Annotated in this window: 6 protein-coding genes; 4 read left to right on the forward strand and 2 right to left on the reverse strand. The window is 64.2% G+C overall.

The genetic code is table 11. The features are described from left to right. Positions 1–195: 195 nt before the first annotated feature. From E0H92_RS42470 to E0H92_RS42480, 3 genes are read left to right on the forward strand one after another with little or no spacing between them, the layout of a single operon-like run. Complete coding sequence (locus E0H92_RS42470; protein ID WP_202874110.1) at positions 196–5,472, forward strand: DEAD/DEAH box helicase; 5,277 nt, start codon at positions 196–198, stop codon at positions 5,470–5,472. Beyond that, a complete protein-coding gene (locus tag E0H92_RS42475; protein WP_131500281.1) occupies positions 5,469–8,339 on the forward strand; it encodes a helicase-related protein in 2,871 nt (956 codons plus the stop codon). The genes E0H92_RS42470 and E0H92_RS42475 overlap by 4 nt, the downstream gene beginning before the upstream one ends. Next, on the forward strand, positions 8,336–12,358 hold the full coding sequence (locus E0H92_RS42480) for an Eco57I restriction-modification methylase domain-containing protein (RefSeq protein ID WP_131500282.1): 4,023 nt from the start codon (positions 8,336–8,338) through the stop codon (positions 12,356–12,358). The genes E0H92_RS42475 and E0H92_RS42480 overlap by 4 nt, the downstream gene beginning before the upstream one ends. A gap of 234 nt (positions 12,359–12,592) precedes the next feature. On the opposite strand, the gene E0H92_RS42485 is transcribed toward E0H92_RS42480, so the two are convergent. Next, on the reverse strand, positions 12,593–13,705 hold the full coding sequence (locus tag E0H92_RS42485; RefSeq protein ID WP_131500283.1) for a three-Cys-motif partner protein TcmP: 1,113 nt from the start codon (positions 13,703–13,705) through the stop codon (positions 12,593–12,595). 101 nt (positions 13,706–13,806) lie between these two features. Beyond that, positions 13,807–14,553: a DUF5131 family protein gene (locus tag E0H92_RS42490; RefSeq protein WP_238173831.1), complete on the reverse strand. Its 747-nt coding sequence runs from the start codon at positions 14,551–14,553 to the stop codon at positions 13,807–13,809. A gap of 286 nt (positions 14,554–14,839) precedes the next feature. Here E0H92_RS42490 and E0H92_RS42495 point away from each other — a divergent pair, with 286 nt between their 5' ends. Then, on the forward strand, positions 14,840–15,811 hold the full coding sequence (locus tag E0H92_RS42495; RefSeq protein ID WP_131500285.1) for a hypothetical protein: 972 nt from the start codon (positions 14,840–14,842) through the stop codon (positions 15,809–15,811). The last annotated feature ends 16 nt before the right edge of the window (positions 15,812–15,827 follow it).

Below are 15,827 nucleotides of genomic sequence, written 5' to 3' on the forward strand. Positions count from 1 at the left end.
TGCTAGACGAGCCGGCCGGGATGCAACTGGTCGGCGGCCGAGCCGACTCGAGCGCGAGATTCGTGCCGCCAAAGTTGTGTGAGGTGGGCCAATGCCATGCCTCTGACAGGGAGGACGTCCCGACACGGACCGTGACGAACCCGGTAGCAACCAGATACCGTTGCCTTGGGCGCCGCGAGGCACGCGGCGTGGGGAGTGAGTGATGTGGACGCATTCGGTGTGCTCAGGGACGTGCTCGAAGATTACAAGTCATTTGTTCAGGGCTTCCTCAATATTCGAGACCCTCAAGTTCTCCGAAAAGTAGAGGAGGAAGTCGAGAACGGGCTCATGTGGCCTGAACCGTGGCTCGCGCTCAATCCTGCTTTCCAAGCCGGCGGCACAGTCAACGACCTCGTCGAGCGCCAGTTGCTGCACCCGGTTTGCCGTGAGATTTTCCGTGCTCGCACAGCAGACGACCCCTTCGGGCGCGATATCTCCTTCCACAGGCACCAAACCGACGCCATCGAGATGGCTGCCCGTCGTGAGTCCTACGTCCTGACGACCGGCACCGGATCCGGCAAGTCCATGTCCTACATCGTTCCCATCGTCGACCGGGTTTTGCGCGACGGTTCCGGGAGAGGTGTGCGTGCGATTGTCGTTTATCCGATGAATGCTTTGGCCAACAGTCAGCGGGGCGAGTTGGAGAAGTTTCTCGGAACCGAGAAGCCAAAGGTCAGTTTCGCGCGGTACACCGGGCAGGAGGACCGTGCCGAGCGCGATGCGATCCTGGCCAACCCTCCCGACATCCTGCTGACCAACTACGTGATGTTGGAGCTCATGCTCACCCGCCCGAAGGAGCGCGGGAGCCTGATCAGAAGCGCGGAGAACCTTTCCTTCCTGGTGCTCGATGAGCTCCATACCTACCGCGGTCGGCAAGGGGCCGACGTCGCGATGCTGATCCGGCGACTTCGGGCCGCCATCGGTTCGCCACAGCTGCAGTGCGTCGGAACCAGCGCCACATTGGCGGGGCCGGGCAACCGGTCTCAGCAGCGCGCGGAGGTCGCGGCATTGGCGAGTCGCTTGTTCGGCACGCCGATCCCTGTGGACAACATCGTTGGCGAATCCCTTCGGCGAGCGACCGTCGGTGAAACGGACGCGGACCGGCTCCGGGCGAGGATTGCCACCGTTGACCTGTCGGCGCACCCGACCCTTCGGCAAGACGCAGTCGCTGATACGGACCTGCACCGACTTCGGGCACGGGTCGCCACCGCGGCCCCATCGGCACACGCCGTTCTTCAATCCGATGACCTAGCCGTGTGGATCGAGCACACCTTCGGGCTCCGCGACGACGACGAGGGGCGTCTTATCCGGCAGCCCCCGCGACGTCTCAAGGATGCAGCAGAGCAGCTCGCCACGGTCACAAGAGCACCAGTCGACATGTGCGAGCAGGCGTTGCGTGACACCCTGTTGGCGGGCTCCCGCGCCCGCGACGGTGAGGGCCGCGCACTGTTCGCGTTCAAGCTGCACCAATTCATCGGCAAGGGTGACACTGCCTACGTCACCCTTAGCCGGCCCGGAGAGCGCTATCTGACGACGCACTACCAGCGCAGCGCCCCAGAGGGCCCCGCCGGTCAGCCGCTGTTCCCCCTCGCGTTTTGTCGTGAGTGTGGTCAGGATTACCTCGTCGTCAACCGGGAACGGGGCGGCGACCGGTTCACGCCTCGCGTCCTCACCGGAGGCTCGGGCGAGTCGGCCGACTCCGCCGGACTGCTCCTGATCACCGACACTGATTGGCCCGACCCGGCCTCGGACGCCCTGCTCAACGTTGTCCCGGACGATTGGATCATCGAGACCAGCGGTTCGCGTGCGTTCGACAAGGCTCGCCGGACCCGACTGCCTCAAGGAGTTCGGGTCGACTCATTCGGCACCGTGACTGATGAGGGTGTCACTGCTGCGTTCTTCGAGAGGTTGCACTTCTGCCCGACCTGCAAGACCACCTACGAAAGCACTGCGCAGTCGGAATTCTCGCGAGTCGCCAGCCTCGGGACTGAAGGCCGCGCCAGCGCGATCACGGTGCTGTCGCAGGCGGTCGTACGCACCCTGCGCGAGGCGGGCGACCTGGACGCGGACGCACGTAAGTTCCTGGCCTTCTCCGACAACCGTCAAGACGCCAGCCTGCAGGCAGGCCATTTCAACGACTTCGTCCTCGTCGGTCTGGTCCGTTCGGCGGTCTATCAGGCAGTCCTCAGCCAGCATGAGCGCCGCCCCGACGAGCCGCTCACCGACGACGACCTCGGCCGCCGAGTCGTCGAGTGCCTGCAGGTGACGCTCGCGGACTACGCTCGCAACCCGGACGTGGAGTACGCACCGAAGGACAAGACCGTCCGGGCGCTTCGGGAATCGGTTGCCTACCGGGTGTGGGCTGACCTTCGCCGCGGCTGGCGGATCACCATGCCCAACCTCGAGCAGACCGGTCAGCTGCTCTTGTCCTATGCAGGAATCGAACAACTCGCCGCCGACGAGCCGAAGTGGGCATCACTTGGTCAGCCGCTGGCCGGGGCCGAACCTGCAACCCGAAGGCTCCTCATGCAGACCCTGCTCGATGAGATGCGGCGCAACATCTGCATCGAGTCGCTGTACCTCACCGAGGACCGGTACGAGGACATCAAGCGGGCCAGCCAGGAATGGCTCCGCGCACCGTGGGCTCTCACCGACGAGCAGGGCGTCTACGCCGCCACCTGCTATCCCGGCCCCCGACCGCGAGCGACGCAGGGAGTCGGCCGAAACCTGTATATCTCCGGTCTGGGCCACTACGGGCGCTGGTTGCGGCGGCCGGAAAGGTTTCCCCTGTACGACCACCCGCTCAAGGTTCGGGACGCCGACGACGTCATCGACGGTCTACTGACGGTAATGGCCAAGGTCGGGCTCCTCGCCAAGGTCGAGGAACGCCATAAGCCCGTCGGGTACCGCGTGCAGGCAGGGATCATCGAGTGGCGGCCCGGTAAGGGTGAGCATCGAGCACCCGACCCGGTGCGCAGTAACACCGCCGAAGGCAGAGTGAACCCCTACTTCCGCCGCTTCTACTCCGAGACCGCCTCCGGACTGGCCGGGCTCGAGGCCCGCGAGCACACCGCACAGGTGCGGCCAGACGACAGGCAGGACCGCGAACGCCGTTTCAGCGACGCAGACCTGCCCGTCCTGTACTGCTCACCCACGATGGAACTCGGCGTCGACATCAAGAGCCTGAATGTCGTCGGGATGCGAAACGTTCCCCCGACCCCGGCCAACTACGCCCAGCGCTCCGGTCGGGCCGGACGATCCGGCCAGCCGGCGGTGGTGCTGACCTACTGCGCCACTGGCAACGCCCACGACAACTATTACTTTGGACGCAGCCAGGACATGGTCGCCGGCGCTGTAGCGCCGCCCCGCCTCGAGCTCGGCAATCAGGACCTTGTCCGCGCCCACGCCCACGCGATCTGGCTCGTCGTGATGGACCTTGACTTGCAGGCCAGCATGACCGATCTGCTCGACGTCGACCTACCCTCGCAACCCTTGCGCGACGCTGTGACGTCGAAGATCTTCAACACCGCGGCGGCAACCAGGGCGGCGGCAGCGGTTCGCGACGTACTACTGGCCACCCCAGAGGTGACCACCGCGCCCTGGTGGCGCGAAGACTGGATCGACGCGGCCATCAAGGAGGCCCCCCACCGCTTCCAACAGGCACTCGAGCGCTGGCGCGGCCTGTATCGGGAAGCACAGGCAGAACTCAACTCCGCCAACGATGTCCTCAAAACCATCGGCGCATCCGAGCCCGCGAAGAAGCGAGCCCGCGGCCAGATCAGCGAGGCGCGTGCCGCGCTCGACCTGCTCAAGGGCGAGGTCGATGACTTCAACCAGGGCGACTTCTACCCCTACCGCTATTTCGCCTCCGAAGGCTTCCTGCCCGGCTACTCATTCCCCCGGCTTCCGCTGGCGGCGTTCATCCCCGCGGAACGCAAAACACGCCATGGCCAAGGGGACTACGTCCAACGCCCCCGATTTCTGGCCATCAGCGAGTTCGGTCCGGGAGCGTTCATCTACCACGAGGGTGCCCGCTACGAGGTCAACCGCGTTAGCCTTCCAGCCCGCGATGACGGCGCCGGCATCAACCTCATCGAGATCAAACGCTGCGAGGCCTGCGGATACCTGCACGACAGCAACGGCTCGACCAGCCACGAGATCTGTGAGCACTGTGGCTCCGCGGCGCTACGGACGATGAGCCGAGTGATGAAGCTGCTGGCGGTGAAGACCCGCCGCCGCGACCGCATCAGCGCCGACGAGGAAGAACGCCAACGGGCCGGCCACGAGATCACCACTGCGATCCGGTTCGAGCCTTATGGCGAGCGCTCCAGCGAACTGACCAGCGAACTCAAGGACCCAGACGGGCATCCGCTCGCCGACCTGAGCTACGGCGACACAGCGCTCATCCGGCGCATGAACGTAGGTCTGCGCCGCCGGAAGAACAAGGACGAGCAGGGATACTTGCTCGACACCCTCGACGGTCGATGGGCCCGCACGGCAGACCTCACGGCCGCCGACGACACTCCCGTTGTCGAAGGGCCGGACGAGCGCATCCAACGCGTCGTGCCCTACGTCGAGGATCACCGCAATGCACTGCTCATCAAATTGGCCCCACATATCCCCACCGAGCAGCGCATGGCCGCCATGTACGCGCTCAAGCGAGCCGTAGAAGCCGAGTTCCAGCTGGAAAGCAACGAGCTCGCAGTAGAGCCGATGCCCGGACGCACCGGCGACTACGCCTGGTCAGTACTGCTGATGTTCGAGGCCGCCGAAGGCGGCGCCGGCGTGCTGCGCCGACTCGCCACCGAGCAGGAACCCATACGCCGCGTCGCCCGCCGAGCCATCACTCTCATGCACTACGACCCGGACACAGGAACCGACCTCGGCAAGGCCAAGCACGCCACCGAACCCTGCGCGCAAGCCTGCTACGACTGCCTCCTGTCCTACGGCAACCAGTTCGACCACCAATCGCTCGACCGGCACTCGGTGATCGGCCTGCTCCAATCCATGACCCAGGCCACCTTGGAGGTCGCAAGCACCACCGGAGAGGATCGGGCTGAGTTGCTCGCCCGGCTGGAGAGAGACAGCAACGGGTTGGAGAAGCAGTTCCTGAAGTACCTCGAAGAGCTCGGTTACCGGCTGCCCGACGCCGCCCAGGAAACAGTCGAGGGCTATTATGTCCGTCCTGACTTCACATACCACTCCCCCGGTGGCGACGTCGCGATCTTCATCGACGGGCCTGTCCATGACTCGGATCACCAGGCCGACAAAGACAGCAGAGCCCGGGCCAAGCTCGAGGACGAGGCCGGTTGGATGGTCCTGCGGTTCCACCACGAGGACGGTCGCACTATGGCGTGCGGTGAGCACCCCAGCTGGAAGGACCTCTTCGAGGCCAACCCCAGCATCTTCGGCCCCGGCAAGAAGGCCTCATGACCGCAACCGAGTTCCGCCCCGGCACCCTGGTCACCGCCCGCGGCCGTGAGTGGCTGGTGCTGCCCGGTTCCCCGAACGGAACCCTGCTGGTCCGCCCCCTCGGCGGCCGAGACGACGAGACCACCGTCCTGCTGCCGGAGCTGGACAACCCCGCGACCGCGGTCTTCGACGCCCCCAGCGTCCATGATCGCGGAGACGCCGCCCGGGCCAGACTGCTGCGCGACGCGCTACGTCTGTCGTTCCGGGCGACCGCCGGACCGTTCCGCTCCTTCGCGCAGCTGTCGGTAAGCCCCCGCAACTATCAGCTCGTGCCACTGATGATGGCCGCAGCCCAAGACACCACACGACTGCTGATCGCCGACGGTGTCGGCATCGGCAAGACGATCGAGGCCGGCTTGATCGCGGCAGAACTCATCGCCAGCGGTGACGCGCAACGCCTGGCGGTGCTCTGCTCACCCCAGCTCGCGCCGCAGTGGCAGTCCGAGCTGCGCACCAAGTTCGGCATCAACGCCGAGGTACTGCTACCGTCCACTGCCAACAGGCTGGCCCGCTCGGTGCCGTTCGGATCAACCGTCTACGAGCACTACCCCTACCTGATCGTTTCCACCGACTACATCAAGCAGCGCAGCCGGCGCGACGAGTTCGCGCTGCTCTGCCCCGAACTCGTCATCGTCGACGAGGCCCACGCGAGCATCGCACCGTCGACGATCGGGTCCAGCCAAGCGCACCAGCGCTACACGCTGCTTCGCCGGCTCGCCGATGACCAGTCCCGGCACCTGTTGCTGCTCACCGCAACACCCCACAACGGGGACGACGGCGCCTGGCAATCACTCGTCGGCCTGCTCGACAACCGCCTCGGCGAGCTGCCCGCCGACCTGTCGGGTGCGCACCGCGAGGACGACCGCAAGCTACTCGCGAGATTCCTGATCCAGCGACAACGCGCCGACATCAGCGAAAACTACCTGTCCGAGGACACGCCCTTCCCGAAGAGGGAACACGCCGAGGAGAGCTACAAGCTCACGCCGGAGTACCGCACGCTTTTCGATCGCGTTCTCGCTTACGCCCGAGAACAGGTCACCGACCCGGCGCTCAACCACGTCCGCCGCCGTGTGCGCTGGTGGTCAGCGATCGCCTTGCTGCGCTCGATCGCATCCAGCCCCGCGGCGGCCGAGCAAACCCTGCTCAACCGCTCGGACCTCAAAGACGTTGACAGCGCAGAGGTCGCCGACGCGGTCGCCGGGCCCCGTGTCTTCGACGTCGATCTCGATGATGCCGCCGAAGGCGAAGACACTGCCCTCGGGGCCGACACATCCACCGAGCAAAGCCCGGACACCATCGCGCGCCGCCGCCTGCGCACATTCGCCGCCGAGGCGCGAGCACTACGCGGCGTCAAGGGCGACGCTAAACTCAAACGCGTCATCGCGATCGTCAACACCCTCGTCGCCGACGGCTACCACCCAATCCTGTTCTGCCGCTACATCCCGACAGCCGAGTACCTCGCCGAGCACGTCACCGCTGCCCTCGCCAAGTCGCACCCGACCGCGCGCGTGGAAGCGGTGACTGGCACCCTCCCGCCCGAGGAACGCGAAGCCCGCGTCAACGACCTCACAGTGCACGACGGACCCCGCGTCCTGGTCGCGACCGACTGCCTGTCCGAAGGTGTCAACCTGCAGGACGGATTCACCGCCGTTCTGCATTACGACCTGGCATGGAACCCCACCCGACACGAACAGCGCGAAGGCCGAGTCGACCGATTCGGACAGGTTGCACCCACCGTCCGCGCAGTCACCTACTACGGCGCCGACAACAAGATCGACGGTGTCGTCCTCGACGTCCTCATCCGACGCCACGAGGCAATCAAGCGCAGCACCGGCGTATCGGTGCCCGTCCCGGTCGACTCCACCACGGTGATGAACGCGATCTGGGAATCGCTGCTGCTTCGCGGCACCGACCCCGACCAGCTCACCTTCGACTTCGGCGACCTGGCCACCAGCGAGACCGCCGACGCCGTGCTCACCCAGTGGGTCGACGCCGCAGAACGCGAGAAGGCCTCCCGGTCACGGTTCCGGCAAGCCGCGTTACGTCCCGACCAGGTCGAGGTCACCCTCGCCGACGTCCGCCGATCCCTCGGCGGACCCGCGGACGCCGAACGATTCATGCGGGACGCGTTGGGCCTGCTGTCCGGTCAGCTCAGCGACACAACCGACGGGTTCACCGTCCGCACCGACACCCTCCCGCGGGCACTGCTCGACCAGCTACCACCGACCAAGGCCCCGGTACTGCGCTTCCACCGATCCCTGCCCGCCCCACTCGGAGAGCCGCTGCTGACACGCACCGACCCAACCGTCGAAGCTACCGCCCGCTACGTCCTCGACGCCGCCCTCGACCCCCTGCTACCCGACGTCGTACGACCGGCCCGCCGCGCCGCCGTCATCCGCACCAGAGCCGTGCAGACCGTCACCACATTGCTCGTGGTGCGTTTCCGCGTCGAGCTCGTTGTGCCCGGCTCCCGCCGCACCATCACCCAGGTCGCCGAAGACGCCCAGTTCCTCGCCTTCACCACCAGCGGTGACGACATCAACTGGCTCGAACCCGCCAAGGCTGACGCACTCCTCGCCGCGCAACCCACCGGCAACGTTCACGACGAGCTCGCCGCCGTACAGCTGCAGCGCGCTCTCGACCGTATACCGGCGCTCCAAGAACACCTCGCCACACTCGGCGACAGCATCGCGGCAGACGCGGTCGAGGCACACCGCGCCGTGCGGCGTAGCAGCCGCCTCGGGCTCCGTGGGCTCGACGCACGGCTTCTGCCGCCCCCCGACGTACTCGGCGTCTATATCTACCTGCCCGACCGGAGCACGTCATGAATTCCTTGTCGGCGTTCCGCGCCATCCGCACCATCGGCACAGTCCTGCCCAGCGAAGCCCTCAGCCGCGCCGTCGACCTGCGGATGCCGGGCCAAACCGCACTGGACTACCAGGTCACCCCAGGGATGGCCGTCAACGCTGCCGTCGCCCGGGCATGGGACGCGGCCCTCGGCGCCCACCGCGCCTGGAAGACCGCGCTGGACCGGCTCCCTGACGCCGACCCCGCCACCGCGCTGACCCGCGACAAGTGGCTGCTGCCCCTGCTCTACGAGCTTGGCTACGGCCGCCCTGAGGTCCTGTCCGCTGGCATCGATCTTCCGCCAGGGCTCGGAGAGACCCGCCCGGCCCACTACCCGATCTCCCACCAGCTCTCATGGCCCGCAGGTGGCTCGGACACAGAGATGGCCGTGCCGCTGCATCTTGTTGGCGGAGGCGTTGCACTCGACGCCCCCACCCCCGGCGTGAGCGCCCGCGCACCCCAGTCGATGCTTCAAGACTTCCTCAACCGCTCCCGGCACTGCCTGTGGGGCATCGTGTCCAACGGGCACACCGTGCGGCTGCTGCGTGACGCCTCCAGCCTCACCAAGCAGTCATACGTCGAATTCGACCTCGACGACATCTTCGACAACCAGCGATACGCCGAGTTCCGACTGTTCTTCCTCACCGTCCACGCGAGCCGCTTCGCACCCGTCGCTCCACAGACCCCGAGTATCCAATCCCGGCCCAGCCCAAACGAGGCGCTCGGGGATTCGGCTAACGAGAGCATGCCTGATCTGGCCGAAGAAACCGGCGAAGCACCGGGAGCGACGTCCCTGAGGCCGGAGAGCTGTTGGCTTGAGCAGTGGCGGACCGTGGCCATCGCCGACGGCACCCGTGCCCTCGACGCACTGCGCGACGGTGTCGCCCTCGCTTTGACGCATCTGGGAACCGGGTTTGTCTCGCACCCCGGCAACAGCCGGCTCCTAGCGATGCTGGCTGCCTCACCGGACGCGGACAAAGACCTGCATCGGGCGCTACTTCGCGTCGCCTACCGGCTCATCGTGCTCTTCGTCGCCGAAGACCGAGACCTCCTGCACACCGCGAGCAACGACGCCCATGCGCAAGCGCTTTACAAGGAGTACTTCTCCACCCGCCGACTTCGGCAGTTGGCGAACTCCCGGACGGGTTCCCGGCACACCGACCTGTGGGAAGCGCACCTGATCGTCACCGACGCCCTCGCCGGCGACGGATTGCCGACGTTGGCGCTGCCCGGGCTCGCAGCCACCCTCTTCGACCGCGACGCGCTGGGCGTGATCGCTGGCGCCGCACTACCCAATCGAAGCTTGCTAGCTGCGGTCCGCGCACTCGCACAGATAGTCGACCCAAGGACCGGCGTCCCGCGGCCGGTCGACTATCGCAACCTTGACAGTGAAGAACTCGGCGGTGTCTACGAAGGCCTGCTCGCCTACATGCCACGCTTCGACGCCGCCGCCAGGACGTTCACCCTTGAGATTGCTCCTGGGAATGACCGCAAGAAGTCGGGCTCCTACTACACACCTTCCGAACTCATCACCCTTATCCTCGACGAGACGCTCGACCCGCTCATCAATGAAGCGATCCACTCGCCCGACGCCGAAGCCGCGTTGCTCGACCTAACTGTGCTCGACCCGGCCGTCGGCAGCGGTCATTTCGCCGTCGCCGCAGCCCGCAGGATCGGCACTGCCCTCGCCTCAGTCCGCACCGGTGATACCGAGCCGGGCCCACAGGCTTTGCGAGCCGCGACCGCCGACGTGATCGACCGGTGCATCTACGGGGTCGACTTCAACGATCTTGCCGCCGAGATCACGAAGGTCGCCCTGTGGCTGGAGGCCTTCGATGGTTCGCGACCATTCCCATTCCTCGACTCACACATAAGGGTCGGCAACTCCCTACTCGGAGCCACCCCCGCCCTTCTACGCCAGAACATCCCCGACACCGCGTTCACCGTCCTCGGCGACGACGACAAGTCGTGGACGAGCAAACTGAAAGCCCGCAACAAGACAGAACGAGCGCGGGACGCGAGACAGTTGAGCATGTTCGACGGCGACGCCATCGACGTCGAAACCACCACCCTCACCAAAAGGGCGCGCGAGCTTGAAGACACGCCCGCCACAACCCTCGCACAAGTACGTGCCCGAGCAGATGCCTGGCGCCGTCTTGAAGACGATCCCGCACTCGCGGAGAAGAAGCTCGCCGCCGACGCCTGGTGCGCCGCCTTCGTGCAACCGAAAACGCCCGAACACGGCCAAGGCATTACCCACGACACGCTCCAGCGGATCGTCGACAGTCCCTCTAGCGTCCCGATCACCGTCCTCGCGACCGTACGACACCTGGCCCAGCAGTACCGCTTCTTCCACTGGCACCTCGAGTTCCCAGCAATCTTCACGGTCCCGGACTCAGGTAGCGACGGTGCCACCGCTAACACGGGATGGCGAGGCGGATTTTCGTGCATCATCGGTAACCCGCCATGGGACACGCTGAGCCCCGACACGCAAGAGTTCTTCGGCAGCCTGGTACCCGACATTCGAAAGCTGTCTCGAGCCGAGAAGGACATCGCCATCGCCCTCCTGCTCAAGGACGAGGCGTACCAACAGCGGTGGGACGAGCACCAGCGCGAACTGTTCGCGATCGCACACTTTCTCAAGCGAAGCGGTCGCTACGTCATGTACGCGGAGGGCAACCTAGGCAAGGGCGACTTCAACGTGTATCGCTCCTTCGCCGAGCTAGCCCTGACCCATACACGCCCCGCCGGCTACGCCGGTCAAATCCTTCAATCCGGCATCTACGCCGGAGCCAACGCCAGCGCTATCCGCAATCACCTGCTCAATCGCTGTACTTGGACAGCCGTCTACGGCTTCGACAACAAGGGCGGCACATGGTTCCCCGGCGTCACGCTGGAGAACTTCGGCGCATACTCGGCACGGATCGGCAAGCCCGCCCCCGGTGACCACAAGCTTCGCGCGGCGTTCGGCATGCATATGCCTGAGACCCTGGCCTCAGATATAGAGGCGCGCGGATTTGTATTTGACATCGACAACATTCGCCTCCAAAACCCTGACACGTATAGCATTCCTGATATCCGCGATCCACGTCTAGCGCGGGTTTCAGAAAAGATATACGGAGCAAGCAGACCACTCGGTGCCCCCATCCCACAGGCCCCATCACGTGACTATAGCCGCGAGCTTGACATGACGAATGACAGCGAGCTTTTCCAATCAACACCCTCGGGACTTCCCGTCTACGAGGGTCGAATGGTCGACTTCTTTGATCATCGCGCGAAGCGTTACCTAAGCGGACATGGCAACAGCAGCCTCTGGGGCGAGACGCCATTTGGATCCCAAGACAAAGGGATCGTCGCACAGTGGTATGTAGATGAAAGAGCACTCGACCCCGACCTAAGGAGACGCACTCTCGAATATCGGATCGGGTTCATGAATATCGCCGACCCCGGGCGCCAGCGGTCTTTTTGTGCTGCAATCATCCCTCCAAGCACGATCTGCGGGAATAAAGTTCCGACGGTAACGTTCCCCGACTACGAATGGTACCTGCCCATCTTCCTAGCGCTTGCGAACAGTTTTGTAATTGACTTCATTGCTCGCCAGAAGCTCATGAGCAAGACGATGACCTTCAATATCTTGGATAGCTTGCCCATCGCTCGTCTTGAGCAGAAGGATCGTCGCAGTAAGTGGCTAGCCAAGCGCTCGCTCCGACTCACGTGCACGAGCATTGAGATGACGCCTCTCTGGAACGAGATGGCGGGATACGGGTGGGTCGAGAAGTGCGATCCCGCAGGGGTTCCTGGCGAGGCCGACCCGGAACGTCGACGTGCGCTCCGAGCGGAACTGGACGCGTTCGTCGCTCGGGAGCTCTACGACCTCGCCATAGGCGATCTAGAGCTCATCCTTGATTCGTTCACACAACTCGCCGGGATCGAACAGAAGGCGCATGGTGAGTTCCTCACGCGGCGACTTGTCCTCGAGGCGTATGACAAGATGCGATGACATCCGCTCCCGACCAGGCTCCCTGACAAGCCCAGGTCGGGATGAAAGCTGGACCGCCTGGTACAGGTCGACCGTCTCGTTCACCCGACCTGTACCAGTTGCCGTCGACAACGGATAGGACTGCTGCAGTTGAAGACGTTGTCAAAGGACCCGGGCAGACTTGACGCGGCCGCCAAGGATCGACTGGAGATCGGAGTCCTACCCTGGCGCGCCACATCCTCCCGACGCGCATTGTCACGTGGGCAGCGAGACTACGTGCTGAAACCTTAGGCCAGCCGCAGTTGTAACTCCATCTGCTCGTACGAGCGAGCCGGACGCTACAAGTTCGCGGACTACGGACATGGCCTGACTTTCCTTAAAGACCGTACTAAACAGCGCGAACCTGCGGAGCTCGTAGATCGGCGACCTGGTACCCGGAAGCGTACGAAGGTGGTCCAGGATCAGACGCTTGAGTGGAGCGGTTTGCGGTTCGAACTCGATAGCGAGCGTCTCTTGATTCGGGTCGCGTGGATCTCGATAGCCGATGCCGCCGATCGCGTCGACTTCCCACATGGCTTCCTTCATCTTGATGAGGCCCTTTGGATGCGTGGTACCGAATACGAGGAACAGCGACTGTCCACGTTTGTCGACCAACTCGAAGTCCAAGACGTAGGGGAACCCGGCGGCTTGAATGGTGTGGCGGTAACTCTGGAGCAGCCAGCGTTCCTTGGCCTCGGGTGATTGCTGCGCGACGGCGCGCCATGAGATACCGCCAAAGACTCTGTCGCCGTGCTCGATGTCATCGACCTCTGCGAATCGCGAGAAGTACTGCGGTTGCATTGTGATGATGACTTCGCTACCGGGATTGTCGGCGATGCGTTTCACCAGATCGAACGAGACCGCGCCGCCCCACGTGTCGAGCACAGCCAGGATTGGGCGTTTCCAAGCCTTCTCCCGAGTCAGCAGCTGTTGAAGATGTGGTTCGCACTGGCCCTTTTCAACGGCAACGTGTATGCCATGTTGCGCGAGCTGATCAAGCGGTACCGGCACGGCCGCCTTCGCCAACTCTGTGGGGAGCATATCGATACAACGCTGGTCGCGGTCGATGAAGACGAATCGCATGCCACCGAGTCTGACCTTCGTCCTGATGCTGGGATCGGCGACCAGGGTTCGCAAGGCGATGACCGGAGAGCCAGGAGAGCCGTCGAGGTACACGCCTGGACCGGCGAAGCCTTCGGCATACGTGATGTTCGCTCCCCAGCCATTCACCATGATTGGCATCCATTTGCCGAGATAGCTTGTGTACAGAGCATGCTTGGCCTTGGTGTGCGGATCGGCCGCCCACGGCACCGGGTTCTTGCTCGCCATCTCCCTGCTCCTCCCTGCAAGTTCGTGCCCGCGGCGATCTCTTGCCGGCGACGCGGAACTCGCTTGGACCAATCTGCCGTAATCGGCTCACCAATGCTGGATCATCCGGCAAGTCGAGGCATCTCGTCCCAGGTTCGGCCATCTAGCAAGCGACCGTTGGCCTTGGGAGTACGCCCACCCCACTGCTTGAAGAAGAAGGCCACATTCGCAGCAAGACACTGGTCTCGGATCTCGGTCGCCCAATCAGGATCCATCGGCCGCGCGCCTGGCCCCGACTCACCACCAACTATCACCCAGTCAATGCCCTCGAGGTTCAGGTGTGGGAGAGGGCCGAGCAATGGCTCACACGAGAGGAATCGACGGGCACTGGGAACACCGCGCAATTGATCGACCCTCTCGGTCACATCACTCGATTCAACCGAAACTCCCATCCACAGGTTGGCGGGCCAGTCGAGGCGATCGGCGATCCGATGGAGCCTCTGTGCTCGCTTGGTCAAGGCCTGATACGTGTGTTGCGGCGTCTCGCGGATCACATTGAAGACGTCGCGCACAAAGCCGATGGGTACCTTGGCATGGAACAAGTCGCTCATCGAGTTCACGAACACCAGCCGAGAGCCGCTCCATCCATACGGCTCAGCGAGCGATCGAGGGTGCGTCCTTACTCCAAAACCCGGTCCACTCGTACGAGGATCGCCGTCGCTTTGGTACTTCGCGACCCCCATCGCCTTTAGCCGCTTGGAGAGAGCGAGGGCGTAGCAGTTATCGCAACCAGCGGCAATGCGATCACATCCCGTGACTGGATTCCAGGTCGTTTCAGTCCACTCGATCGCACTCTTCGTTGCCACCATCGCTCCTAGTCCATTGGGTGCGACGCACCGGCCGGCGCAGCATCGAGCGCACCAACTGGGTGCCAGTGTGACAGGTGCGTCCCGCTCCGCGACGTATCTCCGAGGCTGTGAACAGCCTCCGAGTCCGGGACAATGCTCGACGCGTCAACGATTGGTCACGAGATCTGTGGTCAAGGCGGTCGGCTGCGATGCCGCGCGGATGGCCCGATCGTCCGGTCGCCACGAACCAGCCAATCACGGCGTCGGGGCCAGAGAGACACTAGAGCCTGACAGGCAGGGAGGAGACATGGCCCACGAATACCAGCGCGATGATGTCTGGAGGACCATCGGGAGAGCCGATGTCGACCTAGCCACGGCCATCAGCAATTGCATCTCCGGGGCGGGGCCATTGATCGCAGACAGTGTCGCCTCGGTACGGGCATCACCCTGCTTGATGATGTTCAGCGACTATGGCGGAGCCCACAACGCTGCTCGTTTCGAAGTCATATCCTTCATGGTCACCACACCAGGCGGACTCACGAACTTCTGGACAGAGCGCCAGCGTCTCCGGCGAGGTCAACTGGGAGCTGCCCGCCGGATGTCTTATAAGACTCTCAACGACAAAGTGCGTCTTCGCTCGCTCTCCGGCTACCTCGACGCAGCAGATCATGTAACCGGCCTACTGATTACCTTCGCCGTCGACAAGCGAGCCGCGCACCGTCTAAGCGAGGACCACCACCCCGAGGTAGCCTTCGGAGGTCTCGCTCCTTGGTCGCCACGAGCCTTCCGCAAGCTGACCCGGATCGGTCACCTGGCTGGAATCGTTGTGCAGGGGCTACGGGGCGACGGCCAGGATCTGCTCTGGATCACGGACGAGGACGAGATCGCCCCCAACCCGCACAAGCACTCCGAGGCTACCCGGCTCATGGCGCACCTGATCAGCTCCTACTGCACGGGTCCGCTAGGACATTTTCGCTTCGGCACGACAGCCTCTGATCCAGGGGACCTGCACATCGAGGACCTTGCGGCCGTGCCCGACCTCGCCGCCGGTTGCCTGAACCAGATTCTGTCGGATATGTCGCCAGATCCCGCGTCGCGTGTGGTCGAACGGCTCTTCATTCCATCAGGAGGTGCAGTACATCCCAAGCTCACACAGATCACGACATGGTTAGCAGCAAATGCATCCGCCCTCACAAAGGTGAATGTCGTCGTAGACGAAAGTGCCGACGGGTGCTCGGTGCGCCGCTTCACGGTCGTGACGGACGTGCGGGAACTCTGAGGACCAAGGCGGCGTC

The sequence above is a fragment of the Kribbella speibonae genome, assembly GCF_004331375.1.
GTDB classification, from domain to species: Bacteria; Actinomycetota; Actinomycetes; order Propionibacteriales; family Kribbellaceae; genus Kribbella; species Kribbella sindirgiensis.